Here is a 23,484-nt window from a genome sequence, read left to right on the forward strand (position 1 = left end):
CGTTCGTGAGTGAAGTCGCCGAGGCGACCGGTTCCTTGTGAACTGCATAGGGATTGCTTTACCGCCAGGCCTCGCCACTGCCCGCTTTGTGACAGTAGGCCCCACAACACCGGCCTCGTGACAGTCGGCCTCGCGGGCAGCCGTTCGGCGGGCGCGACCCCGGCTCCCGGGTTTCCACCCCGTGCCTCGGAACCTCAGGGCGTCAGAACCTCAGGCGGTACTGACCGCCGCCTGAGGCCTGATCGGCAGCCGGTTGATCGGGCGGCCGGTCGCGGCCCGCACCGCCGAGGCGACGGCTGCGGGCGAGGTGACGACCGGCACCGCGCTCACCGCCTTCGCACCGAAGGGGGCGACCACGTCGCGCTCCTCGACCAACTTGACGATCCGGATGTCCGGGGCGTCCAGGGCCGTCGGCAGGGCGTAGTGCGTCAGGTTGGGGTGGCGGACCAGGCCGCGCGGGGTGCGGAGGTTCTCCGTCAGGGCAGCCCCGACGCCCTGGGTGACCCCGGCCTCGATACGGGCGGCGAGCTGGGCCGGGTTGAGGACCCTGCCGACGTCCTGGGCGACCGCCATCTCCACGACGCGGATGGAACCCAGCTCGATGTCCACGTCCACGACCGCGCGGACGGCACAGAAGGCGAGTCCGACGAAGGCGTCGCCCTGGCCGGTCTCGTCCAGAGGCTCGGTGGGGTGCGGGCGGCACTGGGCGGTGGCCCACAGTTCCTTGCCGTCCATGGCCTCGGTGACGGTGGTGCTCAGGACGCCGTCGTACGAGGTGATCTTGCCGTCGGCGATCGAAAGGAGTTCGGTGGACATGCCGAACTTGTGCGCCAGCGGCTGGAGGAGCTGGGTGCGGACCATCTTCGCGGCACGTTCGACGGCACCACCCGAGACCCAGGTGTGACGACTGTGGGTGGCGGCTCCCGCCGGGGGCTGGTCGGTGTCGACGGAGGCGACGTGCACCTCGTCGATGCCCAGGGTTTCCTGGACGATCTGGCGGGCCAGCGTCGAGAAGCCCTGGCCGGTCTCGACGGCCGCGCAGATGACCGTGGCGACGCCGTCGTGGACCTTGACGGTGGCGGTGGAGACCTCGTCGGTGCCCTCCGCACCCAGCATGTGCACCATGCCCAGGGCGTAGCCGACGCCGCGGCGAACGGCACTGGGTTCACCGGCGCCTTCCGGGCCTCCGGGCAGCAGCCAGCCCTCCTCCGGGGAGTCCTTGGGAAGGGTGGGCAGCGGGGAGTCCCGTACGGCGCGCAGGAGTTCGGCGACGGGGGCGGGGCAGGTGACGGTCTGGCCGGTGGGCAGCAGGTCGCCGGTGGCCAGGACGTTACGCATCCGCAACTCGGCCGGTTCCAGGCCGAGTTTGTCCGCCAGCTTGTCCATCTGGCCCTCGTACGCGGCGCAAACCTGGAGGGCACCCTCGCCTCGGACGTGACCGGAGGGGGGGTTGTTGGTGCGGACGGCCCAGCCCTCGATGAAGGCGTGCGGGACGACGTAGGGGCCGCAGGCGAAGGAAACGGCGGCGGCGAGGGACTCGGAGGAGGCGTCGGCGTAGGCACCCGCGTCGAGCAGGATCTGCGCCTCGACCTTGACCAGGCGGCCCTCGGCATCCGCGTGGTGGCGGTAGCGCAGCAGGGTCGGGTGGCGGTGGGCGTGCCCGAGGAAGGACTCCTCGCGGGTGGCGGCGAGTTTGACCGGGCAGCCGGTGCGCAACGCCAGGAGTCCGAGCGGGAGTTGGAAGCCCGCGTCCTCGCGGTCGCCGGTGGCGCCGGGCACTCCGGTGACGACGATCTTCACGCGTTCGCGTTCCAGGCCGAAGCTGGCGGCGGCCAGGTCGCGGTCGGTGTGCGGGTCGGTGGAGGCGGTGTAGATCTCGACACCGCCGTCCGGGCGGGGCACGGCGAGGCCGGCCTCGGCGCCGATGGGGGCGGGGTCCTGGCGGCCGATCCGGTACAGGCCCTCGACGACGACCTCGCCGGCGGCCTCGGGGTCTCCGAAGCTGAGCGGGATGTGCCGGATCAGGTTGCCGTCGGGGTGGAGGGGCTCGGCCTCGAAGGCCTTCTCCGGATCCGTGACCGGGTCGAGGATCTCGTACTCGACGGCGATCGCGGCGGCGGCCAGTCGGGCGGTGTCGGGGTGGTCGGCGGCGACGGCGGCGATCGGCTCGCCGTGGTGACGTACCACCTCGGACGCGAACACGGGGCGGTCGACGACCTTGCGCCCGTAGTGCGGGTCGCCCGGGATGTCGGCGTGGGTGACGACGGCACGGACGCCGGGCATCGCAGCCGCGGCGGCGGTGTCCACGGAGAGGATGCGGGCGTGGGCGTGCGGGGAGCGCAGGATCGAGGCCCAGAGCAGGCCTTCGGCCCAGAGGTCGGCCGCGTACGGGAAGGTTCCCTCGGTCTTGGCGCGGGCGTCGGCTGCGGGAAGCGAGGCGCCGAGGCCGTGGGCGGGGGGTTCCTGCTGCGTGCCGCCGACCGCTGCGGTCGCGGTGGCCGCGTCGTTGCTCACGGCATGCCTCCGTCGTGCGGGTGGTGAAGGGTGTGTTGGGCGCTGCCCGCGCCGGGGGGTGCCTGGTGCGGGATGCGGGGCTCGTCGGTGATGTGGCCGGTGGCCGCGGCCTCCGCGCTCGCCTCGCGCTCGGTGACGACCTCGCGTACGGCTTCGAGTACGCCGCGGTAGCCGGAGCAGCGGCAGAGGTTGCCGCACAGTGCCTGTCGGGTCTCCAGCTCGGACGGCGCGTGGTTGCCTTCGAGCAGGTCGTGGACGGTCATCGCCATGCCGGGGATGCAGAAGCCGCACTGCACGGCCCCGCAGTTGGCCAGGGCGCGCTGGACGTCGGAGGGTTCCCCGTCGGTGGCCAGGCCCTCGACGGTGCGGACCTCGGAGCCGGCGGTGGTCGCGGCGGGCACCAGGCAGGAGGCGACCAGGCGGCCGTCGACCTGGACCGCGCAGGCTCCGCACTCGCCCTGGGAGCAGCCGTCCTTGGCACCGGCGAGGCCGAGGCGCTCGCGCAGGACGTAGAGGAGCGACTCGCCGATCCAGGCCTCGGTGACGGGCCGGTCGGCGCCGTTGACCCGCAGCACGTAGGAGGCGTGCGGGTGTTCGCTGGGCTCGTTGCGGTAGGGGGCGGGCTCGTGCGGGGCGGCGTAGGACGGTTCGATGCCGAGGGCGGGGGGGGGGGGGCCGGGGCGGGGGGGGGGGGGGGGGGGGGGGGGGGGGGGGGGGGGGGGGGGGGGCGGGGGGGGGGGCGGCGCCCCCCCCCCCCCCGGGCCGCCCCCCCCCCCCCCCGCTGGCGGTGTCGGGTCCGTACCCGGAGTCGGCATCCGTACCGGCCGTGACGGTGCCGGAGTCCAGGTCCGCCTCGGGGTCGGTGGCGTCCGGGGAGCCGGTGGTGCCGTCGGTGGCGTTGGAGTCGGTGGCGGTGGCGGTGGCGGTGAAGGGAGCACCGTCCTGCGGGTTTCCGTCGGCGTCGCCGTCGGTGGCGGGAGCACCGTCGTGCGGGGTTCCGTCGGGGGCGGTGGCGTGATCGCCGGACGGCGCGTCCGCAGTGGCGCCGTCCGCCGGGGTCGCGTCGGACGCGGAGGCAGGGTGCGTGGCCGAGTCGGCTTCCTGCGCCGGTGCGGACTGCGTACCGGGGTGCGCACCCGGTTCGGTGCCGGGCTCCGGAACGTCGCCGTGGGACTGCTCGACCGCAGCGGTCGGGGCAGCCATCACGGACTCGTCGGACAGCGCGGTCTCATCGGACACCGTGGTCTCGTCGGACCCCGCGGTCTCGTCAGCCGCCGCGGTCTCGTCGGTCACCGCGCGCAGGTCAGCCACTGCGGCCGGGGCGGTCTCGGCCGGGGTCCCGTCCTCGGGGACGGACGGTACGGGCGGGAGACCGGAGCCGTCCGTGGGGCTGCCGACCGGCAGGTCCTGAGGTGACCCGGCGGGGTGGGTGGCCTCGGGGGCCGTGGCACCGGTGGTCGGGGTGGTCGGGAGTGCCCAGGGGGCGGGGGCGCCGCCGGGCAGGGTCGCCGGGGCTCCCGCGGAGTGCCAGGGGGCCACCGGGGCTACGGGGAACTCACCGGAGTCCTCGGGGGCTTCGTCGTCGGCGACGGGGATCGTCCACTGCCCGGTGGGCCGGTCCGAGGAGTCCGAGGAGGGGGCCGGGGAGGACGCAGGGGACGGGGCCCGGGATGCGTCGAGAGCCTCGGAGAAGTTCCACTGGCTCGTCGCACCCGCGTCGTGGCCGGCGACCGGCCAGCCCGCCGACGGCTGGTGCGGGAACGCCTGGTCCGAACCGTGGGGCCGACCCCCACCCTGCGCCTGGTGCGGCCCGTGCGAATCCGGCCGCTGGTCCGAACCGTGAAGCTGGTCCGAACCGTGGAGCTGGTGCGGGTCCTGGGGCAGGTAGGGCTGGGGCGGGTAGCCCTGCGGGTCCTGGTGGAGGTGGACGTTCCAGGTGCCGGTTTCCAGGGGGGCCGTGATGTGCGGGGGCACGTAGTCGTGGCCGGGGGCGGCGAGGGGGTCGCCGGGGCCGGAGAAGTCGAAGCCCTCCGGGAGCTGGACGAAGGCCGTCGCGTCGGCGTCGTACTCCCCGCTCTGCGGCGTCGGCTGCCAGCCGGTCACTCCGAGACCGGACACCGGGATGTGGCTGGGCGAGGTGCCGGCGTCGCCCGGGGTGCCGTCGGGGGTGTGGGCCGGTCCGGGGTGGCCCGGGTCGCCGGTGTGTCCGGTGCCGGCATTGCCGTTGCTCTCGGCGTTGCCGTTGGTGTGATCGGTCATGACAGCGCCCTTCCCAGTGCTCGTCGGGCCAGCGCGGCGACCGTGCGCCGCAGGTGCAGTACGGCGGCGGACAGCACGGGCGCCTCTCCCCCGTCGGCCGGCTGGGGTGGGTCCGGGATGCAGGCGGCGGCGACGTACTCGCCGAAGGCCTCGCAGGCTTCCGGGGCGAGGCGGCGCTCGCCGTCCCAGTCGATCAGTGACGCGATCCAGGCCTCGGCCTCCAGCGGGCGCAGCGGCATCGGCGCGATGGCTCCCACGGCGCAGCGCACTCCGCGTCGGGCCGGGTCGAGGACGAGGGCGACGGAGGCGGTGGCACGGCCAGGACCGGTGCGGCCGGTGGCCTTGAGGAAGACCTGTGGGGCGTGCAGCAGCGGGGCGCGGACGAACGCGATGAGTTCACCGGGTTCGAGCATCGCGCGGCCGGCCAGCAGGTGGGAGACCGGGATCTCGCGGCGGCCACCGGGGCCCGCGATGACCAGGGTCGCCTCCAGGGCGGCAAGGACCGGCAGCGAGTCGCCGGTGGGGGCGGCGGTGGCGATGTTGCCGCCGAGGGTTCCGGCGTTGCGGATCTGCGGCGGGCCGGCGGCGCGGGCGGCGGCGGCCAGGGCGGGGATGAGCGCCGCGAAGTCGGGGCGGCCCATGCGGGCGTGGGTGAGGCCGGCGCCGAGGAGGGCGTGGCCGTCCTGGTACTGCCAGCCGCGGATCTCGCTGATCCGGCCGAGGCCGACCAGGCCGGAGGGCCTGAGGTGCCCGGAGTTCACGGCGGCCATCAGGTCGGTGCCGCCCGCGACGGGCACGGCTGCGGGCATGGCGGTGAGTGCCGCCACGGCCTCGTCGAGCGAGGCAGGCAGCGTCACGGACTGCGCGGCCTGCGGTGCGTGCGTGGTCAACCCAGCTGCCCCTTCCCGGTGTCCCGCCTTGTTGCGCCGTACGGTACGTGCTCCCGGCCCGGACGTGGCAACTCTGGCACATCTTCGGATCCGCCCGACGCGAGGGTCCGCCATGGGACTTCCCCACCCGTCCGGGGCATGGATCCGCTTTCGCCCGGCACCCCCGATAGGGCCGGATTGACCGCATTTGAAACCTTTGGCGGTTTCAGGGGATTCAGGAGGTCAGGGACCCTTCGTTCAACTCTGCACGTTTTTCGATGACGTTGTACGAAGGAGAGTGACGCCCCCCGTGCGACGGGTCGCACACAGAGCCGCCCCGACCCGGGAACGGTCCCAGGGCCGGGGCGACAGCACACGCATCTCCTCGCGCGGCTCACACGTTTGGGGGGGACCCCTCGATCGGGCGTCCGATCACTCCGGGTCGCTGCTGCCGAGGGAGCGGGCCGCCGGGCGGGCGGTAGTCCACCCCGAGGGCGTCGAGGCGGCCGTAGTGGGTGGCCATGCGGGACTCGAAGGCGGTGAAGTCCCGTTCGGCCGGGGCGGGGAGGGCCGACCAGGCGACCTCGGCGAAGGCGGCGAGGCGGGGGAAGACCTGGTAGTCGACGCGGCCGCGGTTCTCCATGACCTCGGTCCAGACGTTGGCCTGGGTCCCCAGGACGTGCCGGGCCTCGGCCTCGGTGAGCTCCGGGGGTACGGGCTCGAAGCGGTAGACGTCTTCGAGGGTGCGGACGTAGCCGATGGGCATCGGCTCGTCGGGGCCGCCGTCCTGACGGTGGTCCAGATACACCTGCTGCTCGGGGCACATGACCACGTCGTGGCCGGCCTTCGCGGCGGCGATGCCGCCCGCGTAGCCGCGCCAGGAGGAGACCGCGGCGCCGGGGGCGAGGCCGCCCTCCAGGATTTCGTCCCAGCCGATCAGGCGGCGTCCGCGCGCCGCGAGCCAGCTGTCGAAGTGCCGGATGAACCAGGACTGGAGCTCGTCCTCGCCGGACAGGCCGAGTTCGGCGATGCGGGCCTGGGCGGCCGGGGACTTCTTCCACTGTTCCTTGGGGGCCTCGTCGCCGCCGATGTGCACGAAGCGGGACGGGAAGAGGTCGAGGAGCTCCTCGAAGACCCCTTCGTAGAAGCGCAACACGTTGTCGGTCGGGGCGAGGATGTTGGGGTTGACGCCCCAGGTGTCCCAGACGCCGAGCGAAGTGGTGTCCATGACATCGGTGTTGCCGAGCTCGGGGTAGGCGGCGATGGCGGCCTGGGAGTGGCCGGGGATGTCGATCTCGGGGACGACGGTGATGTGCCGGGCGGTGGCGTAGGCGACGATCTCGCGTATGTCGTCCTGGGTGTAGAAGCCGCCGTGCGGGGTGTCGTTCCACAACTCGGAGGCCCGGTGGCCCCACTTGGAGCGGGGCCGCCAGGAGCCGACCTCGGTGAGGCGGGGGTGGCGCTTGATCTCGACGCGCCAGCCCTGGTCGTCGGTGAGGTGGAAGTGGAAGACGTTCAGCTTGTGGGCGGCGAGCAGGTCGAGGTACCGCAGTACATCGGCCTTGGGCATGAAGTGCCGTGCCACGTCCAGCATCAGGCCGCGCCAGCCGAACCGGGGCGCGTCGTCGATCACCTGCTCCGGGATGCTCCAGCCGTCCTTACCGGAATCCACCGGAGCGCTGCGGAACGCCTCCGCGCCGAGCAGCTGACGCAGGGTCTGGGCCGCCCAGAAGACCCCCGCGGCGCTGCCGCCCCGCAACTCGATGCCGTGCGAGGAATGCACGGTCAGCCGGTACGCCTCCGCCGCGAGCGCGTCGTCGAGGACGAGACGTACCGCCGCGGCCTGCGCACCGTCGGCCGGCGCCAGCGGCAGGCCGAGCGCGGGGCCGAGGGTGACGCGCAACCACTGCGCGGTGTCCTCGGTGCCGGGTGCGGCGTGCACGGTGGACCCCGCGTGCAGCCGGGCCACCGCCCCTCCGCCCTGCGGGCCGTCCACCGCCGCCGGGGCCGGAATCAGATCGGTCATGTCGCTCAATTCCTTTCGGGTTACGTCGCTCTGGAAGCCCCGTGTCAGTCTGGAAGCCCCGTGTCAGTCTGGAACCCCGTGTCGGCCGGAAGGCCCGAGGGCCCGTACCGGACCGAACCCCCGGCCCGGCCGGGCCCCGCCCCCGTACCCCCGCCCGCTCAGTCCTTCACCGCGCCGCCCAGTCCCGAGACCAGGCGCCGCTGCACGAGGACGAAGAAGACCAGTACCGGAATGGTCATCACGGTCGATGCCGCCATGATCCCTCCCCAGTCGTTCTCGTCCGGTTTGAAGAAGACCAGCAGCGCCATCGGCAGCGTGGACTGCGAGGTGTCGCTGATCAGGAAGGTCTTCGCGAACAGGAAGTCGTTCCAGGTGGAGATGAAGGAGAAGACGCTGGTCGCCACGAGGCCCGGGAAGACCAGCGGGAAGAGGATCTGCCACAGGAAGCGGGTGCGGCTCGCGCCGTCGATGTACGCCGCTTCCTCCAGCGCCTCCGGCACCGCCTTCACGAAGCCGCGCAGCATCCAGATCGCGAACGGCAGCGAGAAGGCGATGTGCGGCAGGATCAGCGAGCCCAGGGTGTTGAGCTGGCCGAAGTCCCGCATCTGGAAGAACAGCGGGATGGTCAGCGCCTCCACCGGCACCATCTGCGCCACCAGGAACATGATCAGCAGCGTGGTGCGGAACTTGAACCGGAAGCGGGTCACCGCGGTCGCCGCGAGGAACGCGATCAGCGCGGAGGCGAGCACCACCGTCCCGGCGACCAGCAGGCTGTTGACGAAGTACCGGCCGAAGTCCTGCTGTTCGAAGACCCGCCGGAACGAGTCCAGCGAGGGCGCCAGCGTCCACGGCTTGGCGTCCGTCGACTGGATCTCCCCGGCCGGCTTCAGCGCGGACAGCACCATCCAGTACAGCGGGAACGCCACCACCACCGCGACGATCAGCGCGGACGCCTCGGCGAGGAGGCGGCCCGGACGGCGTACCCGAAAAGCAGAACCGGCGTAACGCCTCGAAGAATCCGGCCCGAGCGCACTCACAGCTCTTCCCCCTGACGTCGCATCAGCCGCAGGTACACGAGCGTGACCGCCAGCAGAATGAGCAGCATCACGATCCCGATCGCGGAGCCGAGGCTGTACTGCGAGGACGCGAACGCCTTCTGGTACGCGTACACATTGAGCACGAGGTTCTGGCCGGCGATGCCGCCGCCATTGGTCATCACGAAGATCTGGGTGAACACCTTGAAGTCCCAGATGATCGACTGGATGGTCACCACCACCAGGATCGGCCGCAGCATCGGCGCCATCACCGAGCGCCAGATCTTCCACTGCGACGCCCCGTCCAACGCCGCCGCCTCCAGCACCTCACCCGGGATCGCCCGGATCCCGGCATACACCGTGACCATCACGAACGGGAAGGAGCACCAGACCACTTCCATCAGCACCAGCGCGAAGGCGCTGTACTTCTCGTAGGTCCACGAGAAGTCACCGAGACCGAGGATCCGGTTGACCGGCCCGTAGTCCGCGTCGAAGAGGAACACCCACACCGTGGACCCGGTGATCGCTGGCGTCGCCCACGCCCCGAGCGAGGCCATCATCAGCACCAGCCGGGGCAGCGCCCGAATCCGGGTCAGCAGTACGGCGAGCGCGCAGCCCACCCCCAGCGTCGCCACCACACACGCGGCCGCGAAGCCGATCGTGGTCAGCAGCACCTGCCAGAACTGTGGGTCGCCGAACAGCGTGGAGTAGTTGCCCAGCCCCTGGAAGCTGGTCGGTTCACCGCCACTGACCTGCGCCTGGGTGTACTCCAGGAAGGAGATCAGGCCCAGCTGGTAGATCGGGTAGACGAGCAGTCCGGCGAGCACGACCAGCGCCGGCGCGAGATACAGCCACGGCGTCCAGCCGCGCCCGCGCGTCGCCGGGCTGCCGCCCCGGGTGGCGGAGGGGCGGCGCGGGGCCCGCTGCCCGGACTTGGGCTCCCGCACCGTCACCGACGAAGTCACTTGTTGTACGTCCCGAATGCCGCGTCCATCTTCTTCGCCGCGTCGTCGGACGCCTTCGCCACGTCCTTACGCCCGCTGACGATCTCCTGGAACATCGTCGGCAGCACCAGCGAGGCGTCGATCTGCGCCCAGCCCGGCGACGCGGGAACGAACTTCGGGCCCGAGTCCAGGGTCTTCACGAAGGGCGCCACGAACGGCTCCTTCTTCGCGGCCTCGCCCCGCACATCGGTGTACGTCGGCAGAAAGCCCATCGCGTCGAAGAGGTCGCCCTGGGTCTGCTTGCCGGAGAGGGACTTCATCAGCTCCACGGCGAGCGTCCTGCGCTGGGTGGACTTGAGTACGCCGATGTTGTTGCCGCCCGCGAACGCCGGTGCCACCGAACCCTTTTCGAGTCCGGGCAGCGGCACCACCGCGTACTTGCCCTTGACCTTCCCGGCCTCCACCGCCGCGTGGCTGAAGTCGCCGCCGATGGCCATCGCGGCCTTGCCGGAGGCGAAGGCGGTGACCGTCGCGTTGCCACCCATCTCGGCGCACTTGGCGGCCGGGCAGTTGTCGTCGCCGAAGAGCGAGGTGTACGCCTCGATGCCCTTGCGCGCCTTGTCGCTGTTGATGGCCGCCTTGTACGAACCGGCCTCCCCGGTGGCGAGTTCGCCGCCGTTCGCCCAGACGAACGGCATCGCGCCGTAGGTGTACGCGCCGCCGACCGCCAGCCCGTACATGTCCGGCTTCGCCTTGTGCAGCTTCTTCGCGGCGGCGATCAGCTCGGCCTGGGTGGTGGGCACCGCGACGCCCGCGTCCTTCAGCACATCGGTGCGGTAGTACAGCGCGCGTACGCCGACGAAGAACGGGGCCCCGTAGACCTTGCCGTCGACCGTGACCGACTGCTTGGCGGTGTCGTCCGCGTCCTTGGCGTCCGCCCATGCGCCGAACTCGGCGCTGACGTCGGCGAGTCCGCCGTCCTTGACGTATCCGGCGGTGTCGGTGTTGCCGTACTCGATGAGGTCGGGGGCGCTCTTCGGGTCGTTGAAGGCGGCCTTGATCTTCTGGGCGCGGGTGTCGACGGGTATGTAGTCGACCTGCACCTTGGTCCCGGCGTGGGCCTTCTCGAAGGCGGCGACCGCCTTGTCGACGACCTCTTCCTTGGGCTTGTTGCCGACCTCCTGGAACAGCCACACCCGCAGCGTGCCGCTCTTCTCGTCCTTCTTGGGTCCCGCGCCCTCCGAGGTCTGGGGGGCGCAGGCGGTGGCGGTGAGCCCGGCGAGGACAAGCGCCGCCAAGGGCAGGGAAGTTCGGGCGTTGAGTCTCATGGGATGCGGACCCCTGTCGGGTGAGCGTTGCAACATACGCAACGGGCGTTTCGTTCTGCACAACACAACAGGCAGGAGACTAGAGGGGTGTTACGCCGCGGACAAGGGTTACCGGCAAGGGTTTCCCGCGAGGGTTTCCGCGAGGGCCCCTTCGCCCCGGGAACACGAGAACGGCGCCCGGAACACGAGAACGGCCCCCGCAGCACGCCGAAGCGCACTGCGGGGGCCGTCCCACCGCATCAGAACCGCGGTCACGAACCTGCGGTCGAGAACCGCCAACCGGCGGCCAGGGCCTACTTCTTGTCGCCGCCCTTGCCGTCCTTACCGCCCTTGCCACCCTTGTCGCCCAGAGACTCGAAGATCTCCTTGCACATCGGGCAGACCGGGTACTTCTTGGGGTCGCGCCCCGGCACCCACACCTTGCCGCAGAGCGCCACCACGGGAGTGCCCTCCAGGGCGCTCGCCATGATCTTGTCCTTCTGGACGTAATGGGCGTACCGCTCGTGGTCCCCGTCGCCGCGCGACGTCTGCGGAACCGGCTCTACAAGTGTCCCCGTACCTGCCCCGCGCTCGGGCTCGGGCTCAAGAGTGCTCATACGAGCCAAGGGTACAAGGCCCCCTTGCGCATGGCCCGCCCCAGTTGCCCACCGATGCCCTTCGATGCCCGCTGATGCGCGCGCCGGTCCCACTCGCTAGTTCAGCGAAGGATCGTCCGGATACGTCGCGATCATTGCCAGCCCACTGCGCTGCCGCCGCAGCACCGCCCGCCACAGCCCCTCCGGCTGCGGCGACGACACGTCCCCGGGCTCCGACTCGACGACGTACCAGGCCCCGTCAGTCAGCTCGTCCTCCAGCTGGCCGGGCCCCCACCCCGCGTACCCGGCGAAGATCCGAAGCGAGCCCAGCGCGGCGGCCAGCAGCTCCGGCGGGGCGTCCAGGTCCACCAGCCCGATCGCCCCGTGCACCGGCCGCCACCCCACCGGACCGGCCGCACCCTCACGCACCCCCGCGGCGCCCCCCGGCACCACCGCCACTCCCAACGCCGAGTCCTGCCCCACCGGGCCGCCCCGGAAGACCACCCCGGGCGCCCCCGTCAGTTCCGCCCACGGCGCCAGGATCTGTTCGACCCCCACCGCCGTCGGCCGGTTCAGTACCACTCCGAGCGTGCCGGCGCCGTCGTGGTCGATGACCAGCACGACGGCCCGGTCGAAGTTCGGGTCGGCGAGCGCCGGGGTCGCCACCAGCAGCCGGCCTGTGAGCGAGGACACCTCCGTCATGTGCCACATGATCCCGCAGTTTCGCTCTCCGGGGGGAGTCCGTGACAGCCGGAAATGGTCCGCAGCTCAGGGCGCACGGCAGCAGTGGGAGCGCGCACGGACCTGCACATCCGGACCGTAACCCTCCGCTGATGACTCTCAAACAGAGCGTGTTATGTCGATTTCTGAACCTACGTCCACCCCCTGCGCCCTTCCGGAAAGGGGGCCTGGTCCCATTACCCTGTCCTCTTGGCCCCCGCCCGACGATTCCGGAACGCGAGATACATGACCGGCACAGACGATGTACTGCTTGTCCACGGCGGCACCCCGCTGGAGGGCGAGATCCGCGTCCGCGGCGCCAAGAACCTCGTCCCCAAGGCGATGGTCGCGGCCCTCCTCGGCAGCGGTCCGAGCAGACTGCGCAATGTGCCCGACATCCGCGACGTACGCGTCGTACGAGGCCTGCTGCAGCTGCACGGCGTGACCGTCCGCCCGGGCGACGAGCCCGGCGAACTGATCATGGACCCGTCGCACGTCGAGTCCGCGAACGTCGCCGACATCGACGCGCACGCGGGCTCCTCGCGCATTCCGATCCTGTTCTGCGGCCCGCTGCTGCACCGCCTGGGGCACGCGTTCATCCCCGGTCTCGGCGGCTGCGACATCGGCGGCCGTCCCATCGACTTCCACTTCGAGGTGCTGCGCAAGTTCGGCGCGACCATCGAGAAGCGCGCCGACGGCCAGTACCTGGAGGCCCCGCAGCGGCTGCGCGGTTGCAAGATCACCCTCCCGTACCCCTCCGTCGGCTCGACCGAGCAGGTCCTGCTCACCGCCGTCCTCGCCGAGGGCGTCACCGAGCTGTCCAACGCGGCCGTCGAGCCGGAGATCGAAGACCTCATCTGCGTGCTGCAGAAGATGGGCGCGATCATCTCGATGGACACCGACCGCACCATCCGCATCACCGGCGTGGACCGGCTGGACGGCTACACCCACCGCGCCCTCCCGGACCGCCTCGAAGCGGCCTCCTGGGCGTCGGCGGCGCTCGCCACCGAGGGCAACATCTATGTGCGCGGCGCCCAGCAGCGCTCGATGATGACCTTCCTCAACACCTACCGCAAGGTCGGTGGCGCCTTCGAGATCGACGACGAGGGCATCCGCTTCTGGCACCCGGGCGGCGCGCTGAAGTCCATCGCGCTGGAGACCGACGTCCACCCCGGCTTCCAGACCGACTGGCAGCAGCCCCTGGTGGTCGCGCTGACCCAGGCGACCGGCCTGTCGATCGTCCACGAGACGGTCTACGAGTCCCGCCTCGGCTTCACCTCCGCGCTCAACCAGATGGGCGCACAGATCCAGCTCTACCGCGAGTGCCTCGGCGGCTCCGACTGCCGCTTCGGCCAGCGCAACTTCCTGCACTCGGCCGTCGTCTCGGGCCCGACCAAGCTGCAGGGCGCCGACCTGGTCATCCCCGACCTGCGCGGCGGCTTCTCGTACCTGATCGCGGCCCTCGCCGCCCAGGGCACGTCCCGCGTGCACGGCATCGACCTGATCAACCGCGGCTACGAGAACTTCATGGACAAGCTGGAGAAGCTCGGCGCGAAGGTCGAACTGCCGGGCGGCGCGCTCGTCTAGTTCGCCGCGTTACGCCCGTGGGTGGTTCGCCGCGTTACGCCCGTGGGTAGTTCGCCGCGTTACGCCCGAGGGGGCGGCCACCTGATCGCAGGTGGCCGCCCCCTCGGGCTTTCTCCCCCTGGCTACGGCCGGTACTCCGTCCGCGTCCCCGGCGGCTGCGGCAGGTCGATGCCGAACGGGTTCACGTTGTAGGTGCACTGGGTGTACGTGTACCCCGGCCGGACCGAGCCCTCGCTGTTGCCCTGCCCCGGGCGGACCGAGCTGCCGGACGGCTTCGACAGGAAGTAGTACTTCCCCGCGGGCAGCGCCAGCCGGTGCTTGGGGTAGTTCTTCCCGGTGTCCTTGCAGGCCGTGCCGCGTGCCGCCGCCTCCGTGCGGTACGACGTGCAGCCCGAGCACCCCGGCATGGTGAAGCTCCCGGTGATCGGCCCGGTGTAGAGGATCACTGTCGGGGTCGGCGAGTCGTTGCTGATCACATAACTCATCCGGGCCCCGCCCGGCGCCGAGGCGGACGGCAGCCCCGCACCGGCGGCCGGCCGCGAGACCGCGATCTCCGCCGCGATGGCGATGGTGCGGGCCCGCTGCGCGTTCGGGCTGCCCTTGTACGTGGAGGCGAAGGAGGCCAGCGTGGAGCGCGCGGACGCGAAGTCCTTGTCGCGGTACTGGTCCAGGCCGCAGGACCAGACCCCGCCCTCGACCGCCCCGTCGGCCTCCCCGCGCAGGGTGGTGCCGGTGACGCCCGGCAGCCCGGACGCGGTCGTCGAGATGCGCCGCAGCTGCTCGGTGACCGGGCAGGGGTCGCCGCCGGACAGCGCCTGCCTCCGCTCGGCGATCCTCGCCCGTACGCCCGGCTCGACCTTGCCCGCCTGCTCGGAGCCGGGGAACGTCCGCAGCAGATCGGAGAGTTCACCCCCACCGGCGCCACCGGCCGTCGTCCCCAGCCCGGTCATCCCGCACTCGTACAGCGAGGTCGCCAGCCGCCCGTCCGGCCAGGTGGCGAGCGCCCCGGCGGTGTCCTTGCCGACGGCCTCGGGCACGGTCCGCAGATACGTCAACGGCTTGACCGCCTCGCAGTACTTGCCCTGCGCGAAGGGCGCCCCGACCGCCTTGTAGTACGCGTCCAGCCGCTGGGGCACCTGCTTCGCGGCCCGCGAGTCCCCGTGCTCACGCACCAGTTGGCGGTACTGGACCAGCGCCGCCCGGTAGTCCTGTTCCGCCGCCGCGAACCCGGCCGCTCCCTTCGCCCGCTCCACCACCGCGTCCGTCCCCGCCAGCCGCGCCAGCAGCATCTTCTGCACCGCCTCGTCCTGCGCCCCCCGGTAGAACACCGCCCCACCGGCCGGAACCGCCAGCAGTACGAGGCCCAGGCCCACGGCGACGTACGACCGCACCGGCAGTGCCTTTCGCGTACGCAACCCACGCCGCGCCCCGTCGAGCGCCGCCAGCACCAGCAGCACGACGTACCCCACGACCACCCACCCGGACACCCCGTCCACGTCCGCCGGCAGCGCGTACACCAGCAGCGCGACCGTCGCCGCGACACACACGGCCGCCCACACCCACTGCTTCAGCAATACGTAGCCGAGCCCCAGCCCGGACAGGTTCAGCAGCCCGGCCCCGACCGCCCGCGCCGCATCCGGCTCCGGCGGCGGCCCCACGGCGGGCGGCCGAGCAGGCGGCGGGGGCGGCGCACCGGGCATCGGCGGCGGCCCGTACGCCCCGCCCACGGTGGCGGCGTGGGGCGGCGGGCCCGCGGGTGCCCCGTACGCCCCTGCGGGCGGCGGCGGCCCGTACCCGGCCCCGGAAGCCTGTGTTCCGTACGGCCCCGGCTGCCCGCCGTACTCGGGCGCCGAGGGAGCAGAGGCCGAAGACGACGCAGACGCTCCGGACGGTGGCTCCGGGGGCGGCAAGGGGCCGGACGCCCGCGAGGCAGCCGCACCCGGTGCGGGCCCGGACCGGGACGGCTCCGACGCGGCAGTCGTCGACGGCGGCGGCGCATCCCGCGGCTCCCGTGGATCCCGGGGCTCCGCATCCCCCGGACCCCGCACATCTCCGGGTCCCCGCACGTCCTGCGGCTCTCTCGGGTCCTGCGGCGGCCGTCCCGGCTCGTTCCGTCGGTCCTCTGTCCCCATGCCGCCCCCCGGCGCTAGCACGTCGTACCCCCGCTGCGTCGGTACGGCCGCTCCCGGCCCCGTACCGCACCCAACCCGACCGGATCCCCGCCCAGCCCAACCCCGCCAACGATCCGGCACCCCGCAAGGAGCGTCAACGCCCGTGACGCCCGTACACCGCAGTGTTATCTCCCCAGCTCATCCCACTGCCCCCACCCTCCTCGGCAGCCCCTCCCGCCCCACGGCGCACTTTCCCCGGCACGCGCCCTTGGCCCGTACACCTGTCCAGTGATCAAGTACGCACAGAAGCACCGCACCGCACCGCGCTGCACCGCCCAGGACGCACCGCACCGCACCGCACCGCACCGCCCAGGACGCACCGCCCCCGCCCGTTCCCCCGGAAGGCCCCCATGCCCACCCTCCCCGCCCCCGCCGCCCTCCTCTGCGACATGGACGGCACTCTCGTCGACACCGAGCACCAGTGGCTGGAAGTGGTCGCCGCCCTCCTGGAGGAGCACGGCATCGAAGCGACTCCCGACGCCCTGGCCCCCTTCGCCGGCGCCGCCATCGACACCGCCGCGGCCCTGCTCGCCGACCGGCACGGCCTGGCCGGCACCGCCGAGCGCCTGGACCGGGAATTCACCGCACTGGTGGCTGCCGGGGTCACCACCCAGCCGGGTGCCCTGAGCCTGCTCGACCGGGCCCGCGAGCTCGGCGTGCCGGTGGCCCTGGTCACCGCCTCCGAGCGCAAGGTCGCCGATCTGGTCCTCAAGGGCCTCGGCACCGAACGGTTCGCCGCCTCCGTCGCCCAGGGCGACACCCTGCGGGGCAAGCCCCACCCCGACCCCTATCTGGCCGCAGCGCGCGCCCTCGGCGCGGACCCCGCCGACTGCCTGGCCGTGGAGGACACCCCGACGGGCGCGGCGGCGGCCCTGGCGGCGGGCTGCCGCCTGCTGGCCGTCCCCTCGGTGCCGGGCATCGACCCGGGCCCCCGCACGGTCCTGGTCGCCTCCCTTGACGACGTACACCTGGCATAGACGTACCACCCGGCAAAGACGTACACCTGGCACGGAAGACGCGCCGCGAACGCCGAGAGGGGCGGCCGCCCGGCGTATTCCGGACGACCGCCCCTCACGGGTCAGCCTTGGTACTGCTGGTACTGCTTGTCGCCTTGGGGGACTACTTACCCTTGGCGGCTTCCTTGAGCTTGGAGCCCGCGGAGACCTTCACGCTGTAGCCGGCCGGGATCTGGATCGGGTCGCCGGTCTGCGGGTTACGAGCGGTACGAGCGGCACGGTGGGTGCGCTCGAAGGTCAGGAAGCCGGGGATGGTGACCTTCTCGTCGCCCTTGGCGACGATCTCGCCGACGGTCTCGGCGAGCGCGGCCAGCACGGCGTCGGCGTCCTTGCGGGTCACCTCGGCGCGGTCGGCCAGGGCGGCCACCAGCTCACTGCGGTTCATGTTGTTACTCCCGTGTTCTTCTTGCCTGTGAGGCGTGCCACGCGGCGGAGCCGCATGTTGGGGCACAGCGAAGCCGATGCTGCCAGGGCTCTAGGTGAGTCCCCGGACCCGGGTCTGGTTTCAGACCCTCGCGCCCGGTTACGCATCCTGCCCCCACCAGCGGCGGGAAAGCCAATCCGGCACCCGGCAGAGTCACCCGAAGGCCACTCAGGGAGCGTCACTGCCTCTTGTGGTGACGCTCCGTCGACCCCACTGCTGCGGTCTGTCTACGGGCCGCAACGCACCACAAACGGTGCGCTGCCTGGCTCATTGCCCGCCACCCTAGAGGTGCCCCGGATGTGCGGCGACCCACGACGCGCCGCGCGTCAGGCGGACGTGGGACCCGTCACAGTCGCCCCGGCGGCCTTCGCGGCCGTACGAACGGCGCCCGCGACGGCCCCCGCGACCTTGTCGTTGAAGACCGAGGGGATGATGTAGTTCGGGTTCAGTTCGTCCTCGGAGACGACGTCGGCGAGCGCGGTCGCGGCGGCCAGCATCATCTCCGTGTTGACGGTGCGGGACTGCGCGTCGAGCAGGCCGCGGAAGACACCCGGGAAGACCAGCACGTTGTTGATCTGGTTCGGGAAGTCCGAGCGGCCGGTGGCCACGACTGCCGCCGTCTGGCGGGCGATCGCGGGCTCGACCTCGGGGTCCGGGTTCGCGAGCGCGAACACGATGGAGCCCTCCGCCATGGCCGCCACGTCGTCCCCGTTGAGGACGTTCGGGGCGGAGACGCCGATGAAGACGTCGGCGCCGACGACGGCCTCCTTGAGGGTGCCCGTCACCCCTTCGGGGTTGGTGTTGTCGGCGATCCAGCGCAGCGGCGACTCGGGGTCCGCGGAGACGAGGTCCTCGCGGTCCGCGTGCACCACACCGTGGATGTCGGCGACGACCGCGTGCTTGACGCCGGCCGCGATCAGCAGCTTGAGGATCGCCGTACCGGCCGCACCGGCGCCCGACATGACCACCCGGACGTCACCGATCGACTTGCCGACGACCCGCAGCGCGTTGGTCAGCGAGGCGAGGACGACGATGGCGGTGCCGTGCTGGTCGTCGTGGAAGACCGGGATGTCCAGGGCCTCGCGCAGCCGGGCCTCGATCTCGAAGCAGCGCGGCGCGGAGATGTCCTCCAGGTTGATGCCCGCGAAGCCGGGGGCGATCGCCTTGACGATGGAGACGATCTCGTCGGTGTCCTGGGTGTCCAGGCAGATCGGCCAGGCGTCGATGTCGGCGAAACGCTTGAAGAGGGCCGCCTTGCCCTCCATCACCGGCATGGCCGCCATCGGGCCGATGTTGCCCAGGCCCAGCACCGCGGAGCCGTCGGTGACGACCGCGACGGTGTTGCGCTTGATGGTGAGGCGACGGGCGTCCTCGGGGTTCTCCGCGATGGCCATGCAGACGCGGGCGACGCCCGGCGTGTAGATCATCGAGAGGTCGTCACGGTTGCGGATGGGGTGCTTGGACGCCATCTCGATCTTGCCGCCGAGGTGCATCAGGAACGTACGGTCGGAGACCTTCCCGAGCACGACGCCGTCGACTCCGCGCAGCTTCTCGACGATCTCGTCGGCGTGCGAGGTCGAAGAAGCGGCGATCGTGACGTCGATCCGCAGCTTCTCGTGACCGGATGCGGTGACGTCGAGGCCGGTCACGGAGCCGCCGGAGGCTTCGACGGCCGAGGTGAGCTGGCTGACCGAGGTCCCGCTCGCGGGGACCTCCAGTCGGACCGTCATCGAGTACGAGACGCTGGGCGCCGTTGCCATGGCCGACTTCCTTCGCTTTCCCTAGCTTCATTGCTACGCGCCACTCCTGCCGGGAGGCCGGGCGGCGCAGTCCGATCGTCGCACCTACCTGCGAGTAGCAGGTAATGGGCAGCACGCTTTCGGAAACTGTTTTCCACCATACGAGAAACACTCGCCTCAGCGGAAGCCCCAAAAAGAACAGGCCCGAACCGTCGCATCGGACGGTCCGGACCTGTTCCCGTGAAGCTTTGCTGTGAAGTTGAGCGACACCGGCCCGCCATGCTCGCCTCGCGGCAAGTGGTCGCTCTGAGCGACTAAGGTTGGGCCCGGGGGCTTGGATCGAGCCGGTGTCACATTCGAGGTTAACAAACCCTCCTGGGAAGTGACGAGAACCCCCGAATCAGCTTCGCAACAGCTCCGGAACCCCGTCCGCGTCAGGGGCGTCCCGCTTCCCCGACACCACCGTGAGCTGCTGCGTCGCCCTGGTCAACGCCACGTACAGCACCCGCAGTCCGGCCGGGGACTCGTCCGCGATCTCCTTCGGGGACACCACGACCGTCGCGTCGTACTCCAGCCCCTTGGCCTCCAGGCTGCCCAGCGCCACCACCCGCTCCCCCAGCTCGGCCAGCCAACCGCGCGCCTGCGCCCGCCTGTTCATGGCCACGACCACACCAACGGTCCCGTCCACCTGTTCGAGCAACCGCCGCGCCTCGTCCCGCACGGACGTCTCCAGGTCATCCCGTACGGCAACGCTGTGCCGATTGTTCGTGGTCACGCTGTGCCGATTGTTCGTGGTCACAAACCGGGGCACCACTCCCGTCGACCGCACCGCCCTGGGCGACTTCATGTCCGGCGCGGCCAGTGCCAGCACCTTCGCCGCCAGCTCCGCGATCTCCGCCGGGTTGCGGTAGTTGACCGTCAGCTCGAACTTGCGGCGCGGGCGCGAACCCAGCGCCTCGTCACGGGCCTCGGCCGCCTCCGCCGGGTCGGTCCAGGAGGACTGGGCGGCGTCGCCGACGATCGTCCAGGTGGCGGTACGTCCGCGCCGGCCGACCATCCGCCACTGCATCGGCGTGAGGTCCTGCGCCTCATCGACGATCACGTGCGCGTACTCGGTGCGCTCGGCGGCCAGCCGCTCCGCGCGCTCCCACTGGGTCTCCTCGCGCTGCGGCATCAGTTCTTCGAGGCCGGTGAGCGCGTCCAGCGGGTCGTACTCGCGCCGCTTCCTGGGCTTGGCAGGGGTGCCCAGCAGGAGTTGCAGCTCGTCCAGCAGGGCCACGTCGTGGACGGACAGTTCCTCGCGCTTCAGCGAGCGCGCCAACTGCCGTACCTCGCGTGGATTGAGGATCCGCCGCGCCCACCGCCCCAGCCGCTTCTCGTCGGCCATCGAGGCGAGCACCCCGCGCGGGGTCAGCTCGGGCCACCAGGCGTTCAGGAAGTCCAGGAAGGAGTCCTCGCTCGACACGTCGTCGTCGAAGGAGGACCGGAGCTCGGCGGCCAGCTCGGGGTCGGTATGCCGGCCGCGGCCGCCCGACTTGGACCAGAGGGCGTCCAGCAGGAGCTTGCGGGCGCGGGGGCGCAGCAGGTTGACCGGCGCGGTGCCGCTGAGGACGTTGTTGCGGATGCGCTGGAGGTCGGCGGCCTCCAGTTCGAGGCGGGAGCCGAAGGCGACCACCCGCAGGAGGTCGGTGCGGACGGCGGGCCGCTCCTCGGGCTCGTCGTCGTCCGAGTCGCCGAAGCCGCCGAAGTCCCCGAAGGACAGCTGCCCCTCGTCCTGCTCCGCCACGCCCGCGACGGGCCCGCCGGGCGTCTCCAGCGCCCCACGGGCCACCTTCCGCAGCACCTTCAGCATCCGCGACGAACCCTTGATCCGGGCGATGTTCGGCTCGTCGTACGTCGTCGCCCCGGCCCCGTCGACCAGCGAGCCCAGCGCGCGGATCGCCACCTGCCCCTCCTCGCCCAGCGAGGGCAGCACGCCCTCGGTGTACGAGACCAGCAGCGGGGTCGGCGAGACGATCAGGATGCCGCCCGCGTACCGGCGGCGGTCCTGGTAGAGCAGGTACGCGGCCCGGTGCAGCGCCACCGCCGTCTTGCCCGTTCCCGGGCCTCCCGCGACCTCCGTGACCGAGGCGGCGGGCGCCCGGATCACCAGGTCCTGCTCGGCCTGGATGGAGGAGACGATGTCCCGCATGGTGTGGCTGCGGGCCTGCCCGAGGGCGGCCATCAGCGCGCCGTCGCCGATCACGGCCAGCTTCTCGCCGTTCAGGAACGCGGTCAGCTCGGGGCGCATCAGATCGTCCTCGACCCCGAGCACCTGCCGCCCCTTGGAGCGGATCACCCGTCGGCGTACCACCCGGCCGGGGTCCTTCGGGGTCGACCGGTAGAACGGCGCGGCGGCCGGCGCCCGCCAGTCGATCACCAGCGGCGCGTAGTCGGAATCCAGCACTCCGATACGTCCGATGTGCAGGGTCTCGCCGATGTCGGCGCTGACCGCTCCCTCCGCGTCCTCCCGTACCGCGTCATCGGCCGGATCGATGGAGGTGAATGCCCCGTCCGGCCCCTTCTTTCCGTCCTTGCCGTGGAGCAGGTCGATCCGGCCGAAGAGGAAGTCCTCGAACTCGTTGTTGAGGCGGTTGAGGTGCACCCCCGCCCGGAAGACCTGCGCGTCGCGCTCGGCGAGCGCGCCGGGCGTGCCGACCTGACCCCGCTTGGCGGCGTCGTTCATCAGGAACTCGGCCTCGTGGATCTTCTCCTCAAGACGGCGGTACACCTGATCCAGATGATCCTGTTCCACGCCGATTTCACGGTCGCGGACCGAATCGACAGCGGCATCCTGCGCGGCCACCGAGGCCCCCTTCTGACGTGCATTGGGCAGCCGTCAACCGTACGCGAAGGGGACCGATATGTCAGGCCTTAACTTTCACCAGGGGTTTGCCATCGAATGTCCGGACCTCGAAGTGGTCGATGTCGTTGGACGCCATGGCGGCGCCGCCGTGGATGTAGAGCGGGTTCTTGGCGCTGGTGTTCGGGCTGTCGGGGATTCCGTAGCCCCACTTGGGGACGGACCAGCTGGAGACGACCTCCTCGTCGCCGTTCCTGGAGACCGCGATCAGGGTGCACTTCAGGGGGCCCTTGACGTTCTTGAGCTCCATGACGGTGTGGGTCCCCCAGCCCTTGGCCTCGGTGCCGACGACGGCGCTGACCTTGGTGTCCGGGTCGGTGGCCGAGACCTTCTTCGTCATGTGGTGGAAGAAGGCGTCCTCGGCGGGGCTGGTGGGGTGGGGGTCGGGCAGGGCCTCCACCCGGGGCTTCTCGCTGTCATTGGCCGCGGCGAGGACCACGGCCCCCGAGCCGCCGATCACCACCGCAGCGGCGGCGGCGACCAGATACAGGCCGCGCCGCTTGCGACGGGCACGCTGGGCGCCGACCTCGTGGACCAGGCCGGCCAGCAGAGAAGGGCTCGGCGGGGTCAACTCCCTCGGCGGACCGGGTGGTTCGGCAAGGGCGGCCAGCATCGGTTCCATTCCGGAGAACTCGTCGAGCTGGGCGGCGCAGTAGTCGCAGGTGGCGAGGTGGGCCTCGAAGGCGCTGCTCTCGTTCTCGTCCAGAATGCCGAGGGAGTACGCGGCGACGGCGTCGTGGACCGATTCGCCGCCCGCCTGCTCCTGGTCCCGGGAACTCATGCCGTCACTCCTCGTTCCTCAAGCGCCAGCTTCATCGAGCGGAGCGCGTAGAAGACCCGGGACCTGACGGTCCCGCTGGGTACGCCGAGGACTTCGGCGGCCTCACCGACGGTACGTCCCTTGAAGTAGGTCTCGACCAGTGCCTCCCGATGGGCCGGAGTCAGATCGTCCAGCGCATCGCTCAGCGTCATCAACCACAGCGCCTTGTCGATCTCGTCCTCCGCGGGCATGACCTCCAGCGGCGACGGATCGACCTCCTGCGGCCGGGCCTGCCGGCTGCGGTGGTTGTCGATGACGATGCGGCGTGCGACCGTCACCAGCCAGGGGCGGACAGAACCGGTCGCCCGGTTGAGCTGACCGGCGTTCTTCCAGGCACGGATGAGCGTCTCCTGCACCACGTCCTCGGCCCGCTGGCGGTCACCGGCGACCAGACGCAGCACGAAGGCGAGCAGCGGACCGGCATGCTCGCGATACAGCGAGCGCATCAACTCCTCTTCCGGAGAAGGGGCGTTGACGCTCTCCCTCACGCTGCGATGCCGAGCCCGTCGCGGACGGTCATCGGCCACGGCGGCATCCTCGCGCACCTTCAACCTCC

General features: G+C 71.5%; 17 protein-coding genes and 1 pseudogene. 3 read left to right on the forward strand and 15 right to left on the reverse strand.

Annotation, left to right across the window (positions count from 1 at the left end; translation table 11 throughout):
* Positions 1 to 210: 210 nt before the first annotated feature.
* Positions 211 to 2,514 (reverse strand): xanthine dehydrogenase family protein molybdopterin-binding subunit, encoded by a 2,304-nt coding sequence (locus ACIA73_RS33720; protein WP_399442710.1) that lies wholly within the window; start codon positions 2,512 to 2,514, stop codon positions 211 to 213.
* Positions 2,511 to 3,119: pseudogene (locus ACIA73_RS33725) on the reverse strand ((2Fe-2S)-binding protein); the annotation flags it as partial. The gene ACIA73_RS33720 and the pseudogene ACIA73_RS33725, both read right to left, overlap by 4 nt.
* A 475-nt stretch (positions 3,120 to 3,594) precedes the next feature.
* On the opposite strand from ACIA73_RS33725, the gene ACIA73_RS33730 reads away from it, so the two are divergent.
* The gene (locus ACIA73_RS33730) at positions 3,595 to 3,930 is read left to right on the forward strand and encodes a hypothetical protein (RefSeq protein WP_399442711.1); all 336 of its coding nucleotides are present in this window, start codon (positions 3,595 to 3,597) and stop codon (positions 3,928 to 3,930) included.
* 839 nt (positions 3,931 to 4,769) lie between these two features.
* Here the strand turns inward: ACIA73_RS33730 and ACIA73_RS33735 are convergent.
* From ACIA73_RS33735 to ACIA73_RS33765, 7 genes are all read right to left on the reverse strand, one after another.
* Positions 4,770 to 5,663 (reverse strand): FAD binding domain-containing protein, encoded by an 894-nt coding sequence (locus ACIA73_RS33735; RefSeq protein WP_399442712.1) that lies wholly within the window; start codon positions 5,661 to 5,663, stop codon positions 4,770 to 4,772.
* A 373-nt stretch (positions 5,664 to 6,036) separates the two neighbouring features.
* Positions 6,037 to 7,668 carry a beta-N-acetylhexosaminidase gene (locus ACIA73_RS33740; protein ID WP_399442713.1) on the reverse strand — a complete coding sequence of 544 codons (1,632 nt, stop codon included), beginning with the start codon at positions 7,666 to 7,668 and terminating at the stop codon, positions 6,037 to 6,039.
* A 158-nt stretch (positions 7,669 to 7,826) separates the two neighbouring features.
* Positions 7,827 to 8,705, reverse strand: a complete 879-nt coding sequence (locus tag ACIA73_RS33745) for a carbohydrate ABC transporter permease (RefSeq protein ID WP_399442714.1) — start codon at positions 8,703 to 8,705, stop codon at positions 7,827 to 7,829.
* Complete coding sequence (locus ACIA73_RS33750; RefSeq protein ID WP_399442769.1) at positions 8,702 to 9,655, reverse strand: carbohydrate ABC transporter permease; 954 nt, start codon at positions 9,653 to 9,655, stop codon at positions 8,702 to 8,704. Before ACIA73_RS33750 ends, ACIA73_RS33745 begins: the two co-directional genes overlap by 4 nt.
* A gap of 8 nt (positions 9,656 to 9,663) precedes the next feature.
* A complete protein-coding gene (locus tag ACIA73_RS33755; protein WP_399442715.1) occupies positions 9,664 to 10,974 on the reverse strand; it encodes an extracellular solute-binding protein in 1,311 nt (436 codons plus the stop codon).
* Positions 10,975 to 11,267: 293 nt separating this feature from the next.
* Positions 11,268 to 11,570, reverse strand: coding sequence for a DUF3039 domain-containing protein (locus ACIA73_RS33760; RefSeq protein ID WP_399442716.1), 303 nt, complete (start codon positions 11,568 to 11,570; stop codon positions 11,268 to 11,270).
* A 96-nt stretch (positions 11,571 to 11,666) separates the two neighbouring features.
* A complete protein-coding gene (locus ACIA73_RS33765) occupies positions 11,667 to 12,251 on the reverse strand; it encodes a YqgE/AlgH family protein (RefSeq protein ID WP_399442717.1) in 585 nt (194 codons plus the stop codon).
* Positions 12,252 to 12,515: 264 nt separating this feature from the next.
* On the opposite strand from ACIA73_RS33765, the gene murA reads away from it, so the two are divergent.
* The gene (murA, locus tag ACIA73_RS33770; protein ID WP_399442718.1) at positions 12,516 to 13,856 is read left to right on the forward strand and encodes a UDP-N-acetylglucosamine 1-carboxyvinyltransferase; all 1,341 of its coding nucleotides are present in this window, start codon (positions 12,516 to 12,518) and stop codon (positions 13,854 to 13,856) included.
* 122 nt (positions 13,857 to 13,978) lie between these two features.
* Here the strand turns inward: murA and ACIA73_RS33775 are convergent, their stop codons facing one another.
* The gene (locus tag ACIA73_RS33775; RefSeq protein ID WP_399442720.1) at positions 13,979 to 15,583 is read right to left on the reverse strand and encodes a hypothetical protein; all 1,605 of its coding nucleotides are present in this window, start codon (positions 15,581 to 15,583) and stop codon (positions 13,979 to 13,981) included.
* 794 nt (positions 15,584 to 16,377) lie between these two features.
* Here ACIA73_RS33775 and ACIA73_RS33780 point away from each other — a divergent pair.
* Complete coding sequence (locus ACIA73_RS33780; RefSeq protein ID WP_399442721.1) at positions 16,378 to 17,004, forward strand: HAD family hydrolase; 627 nt, start codon at positions 16,378 to 16,380, stop codon at positions 17,002 to 17,004.
* A gap of 142 nt (positions 17,005 to 17,146) precedes the next feature.
* On the opposite strand, the gene ACIA73_RS33785 is transcribed toward ACIA73_RS33780, so the two are convergent.
* The 5 genes from ACIA73_RS33785 to ACIA73_RS33805 form a co-directional block, all read right to left on the reverse strand.
* Positions 17,147 to 17,428, reverse strand: a complete 282-nt coding sequence (locus ACIA73_RS33785) for an HU family DNA-binding protein (protein ID WP_003954777.1) — start codon at positions 17,426 to 17,428, stop codon at positions 17,147 to 17,149.
* Between the two features lie 365 nt (positions 17,429 to 17,793).
* Complete coding sequence (locus ACIA73_RS33790; RefSeq protein ID WP_399442722.1) at positions 17,794 to 19,227, reverse strand: NAD-dependent malic enzyme; 1,434 nt, start codon at positions 19,225 to 19,227, stop codon at positions 17,794 to 17,796.
* A 379-nt stretch (positions 19,228 to 19,606) separates the two neighbouring features.
* Positions 19,607 to 22,051: a HelD family protein gene (locus tag ACIA73_RS33795; protein WP_399442723.1), complete on the reverse strand. Its 2,445-nt coding sequence runs from the start codon at positions 22,049 to 22,051 to the stop codon at positions 19,607 to 19,609.
* Between the two features lie 61 nt (positions 22,052 to 22,112).
* On the reverse strand, positions 22,113 to 22,889 hold the full coding sequence (locus ACIA73_RS33800) for an anti-sigma factor family protein (protein WP_399442724.1): 777 nt from the start codon (positions 22,887 to 22,889) through the stop codon (positions 22,113 to 22,115).
* Positions 22,886 to 23,479 carry a sigma-70 family RNA polymerase sigma factor gene (locus ACIA73_RS33805; protein ID WP_399442725.1) on the reverse strand — a complete coding sequence of 198 codons (594 nt, stop codon included), beginning with the start codon at positions 23,477 to 23,479 and terminating at the stop codon, positions 22,886 to 22,888. Before ACIA73_RS33805 ends, ACIA73_RS33800 begins: the two co-directional genes overlap by 4 nt.
* Positions 23,480 to 23,484 lie beyond the last annotated feature (5 nt).

It is taken from the genome of Streptomyces sp. NPDC051561, from assembly GCF_044454195.1.
Taxonomy (GTDB): Bacteria; Actinomycetota; Actinomycetes; order Streptomycetales; family Streptomycetaceae; genus Streptomyces.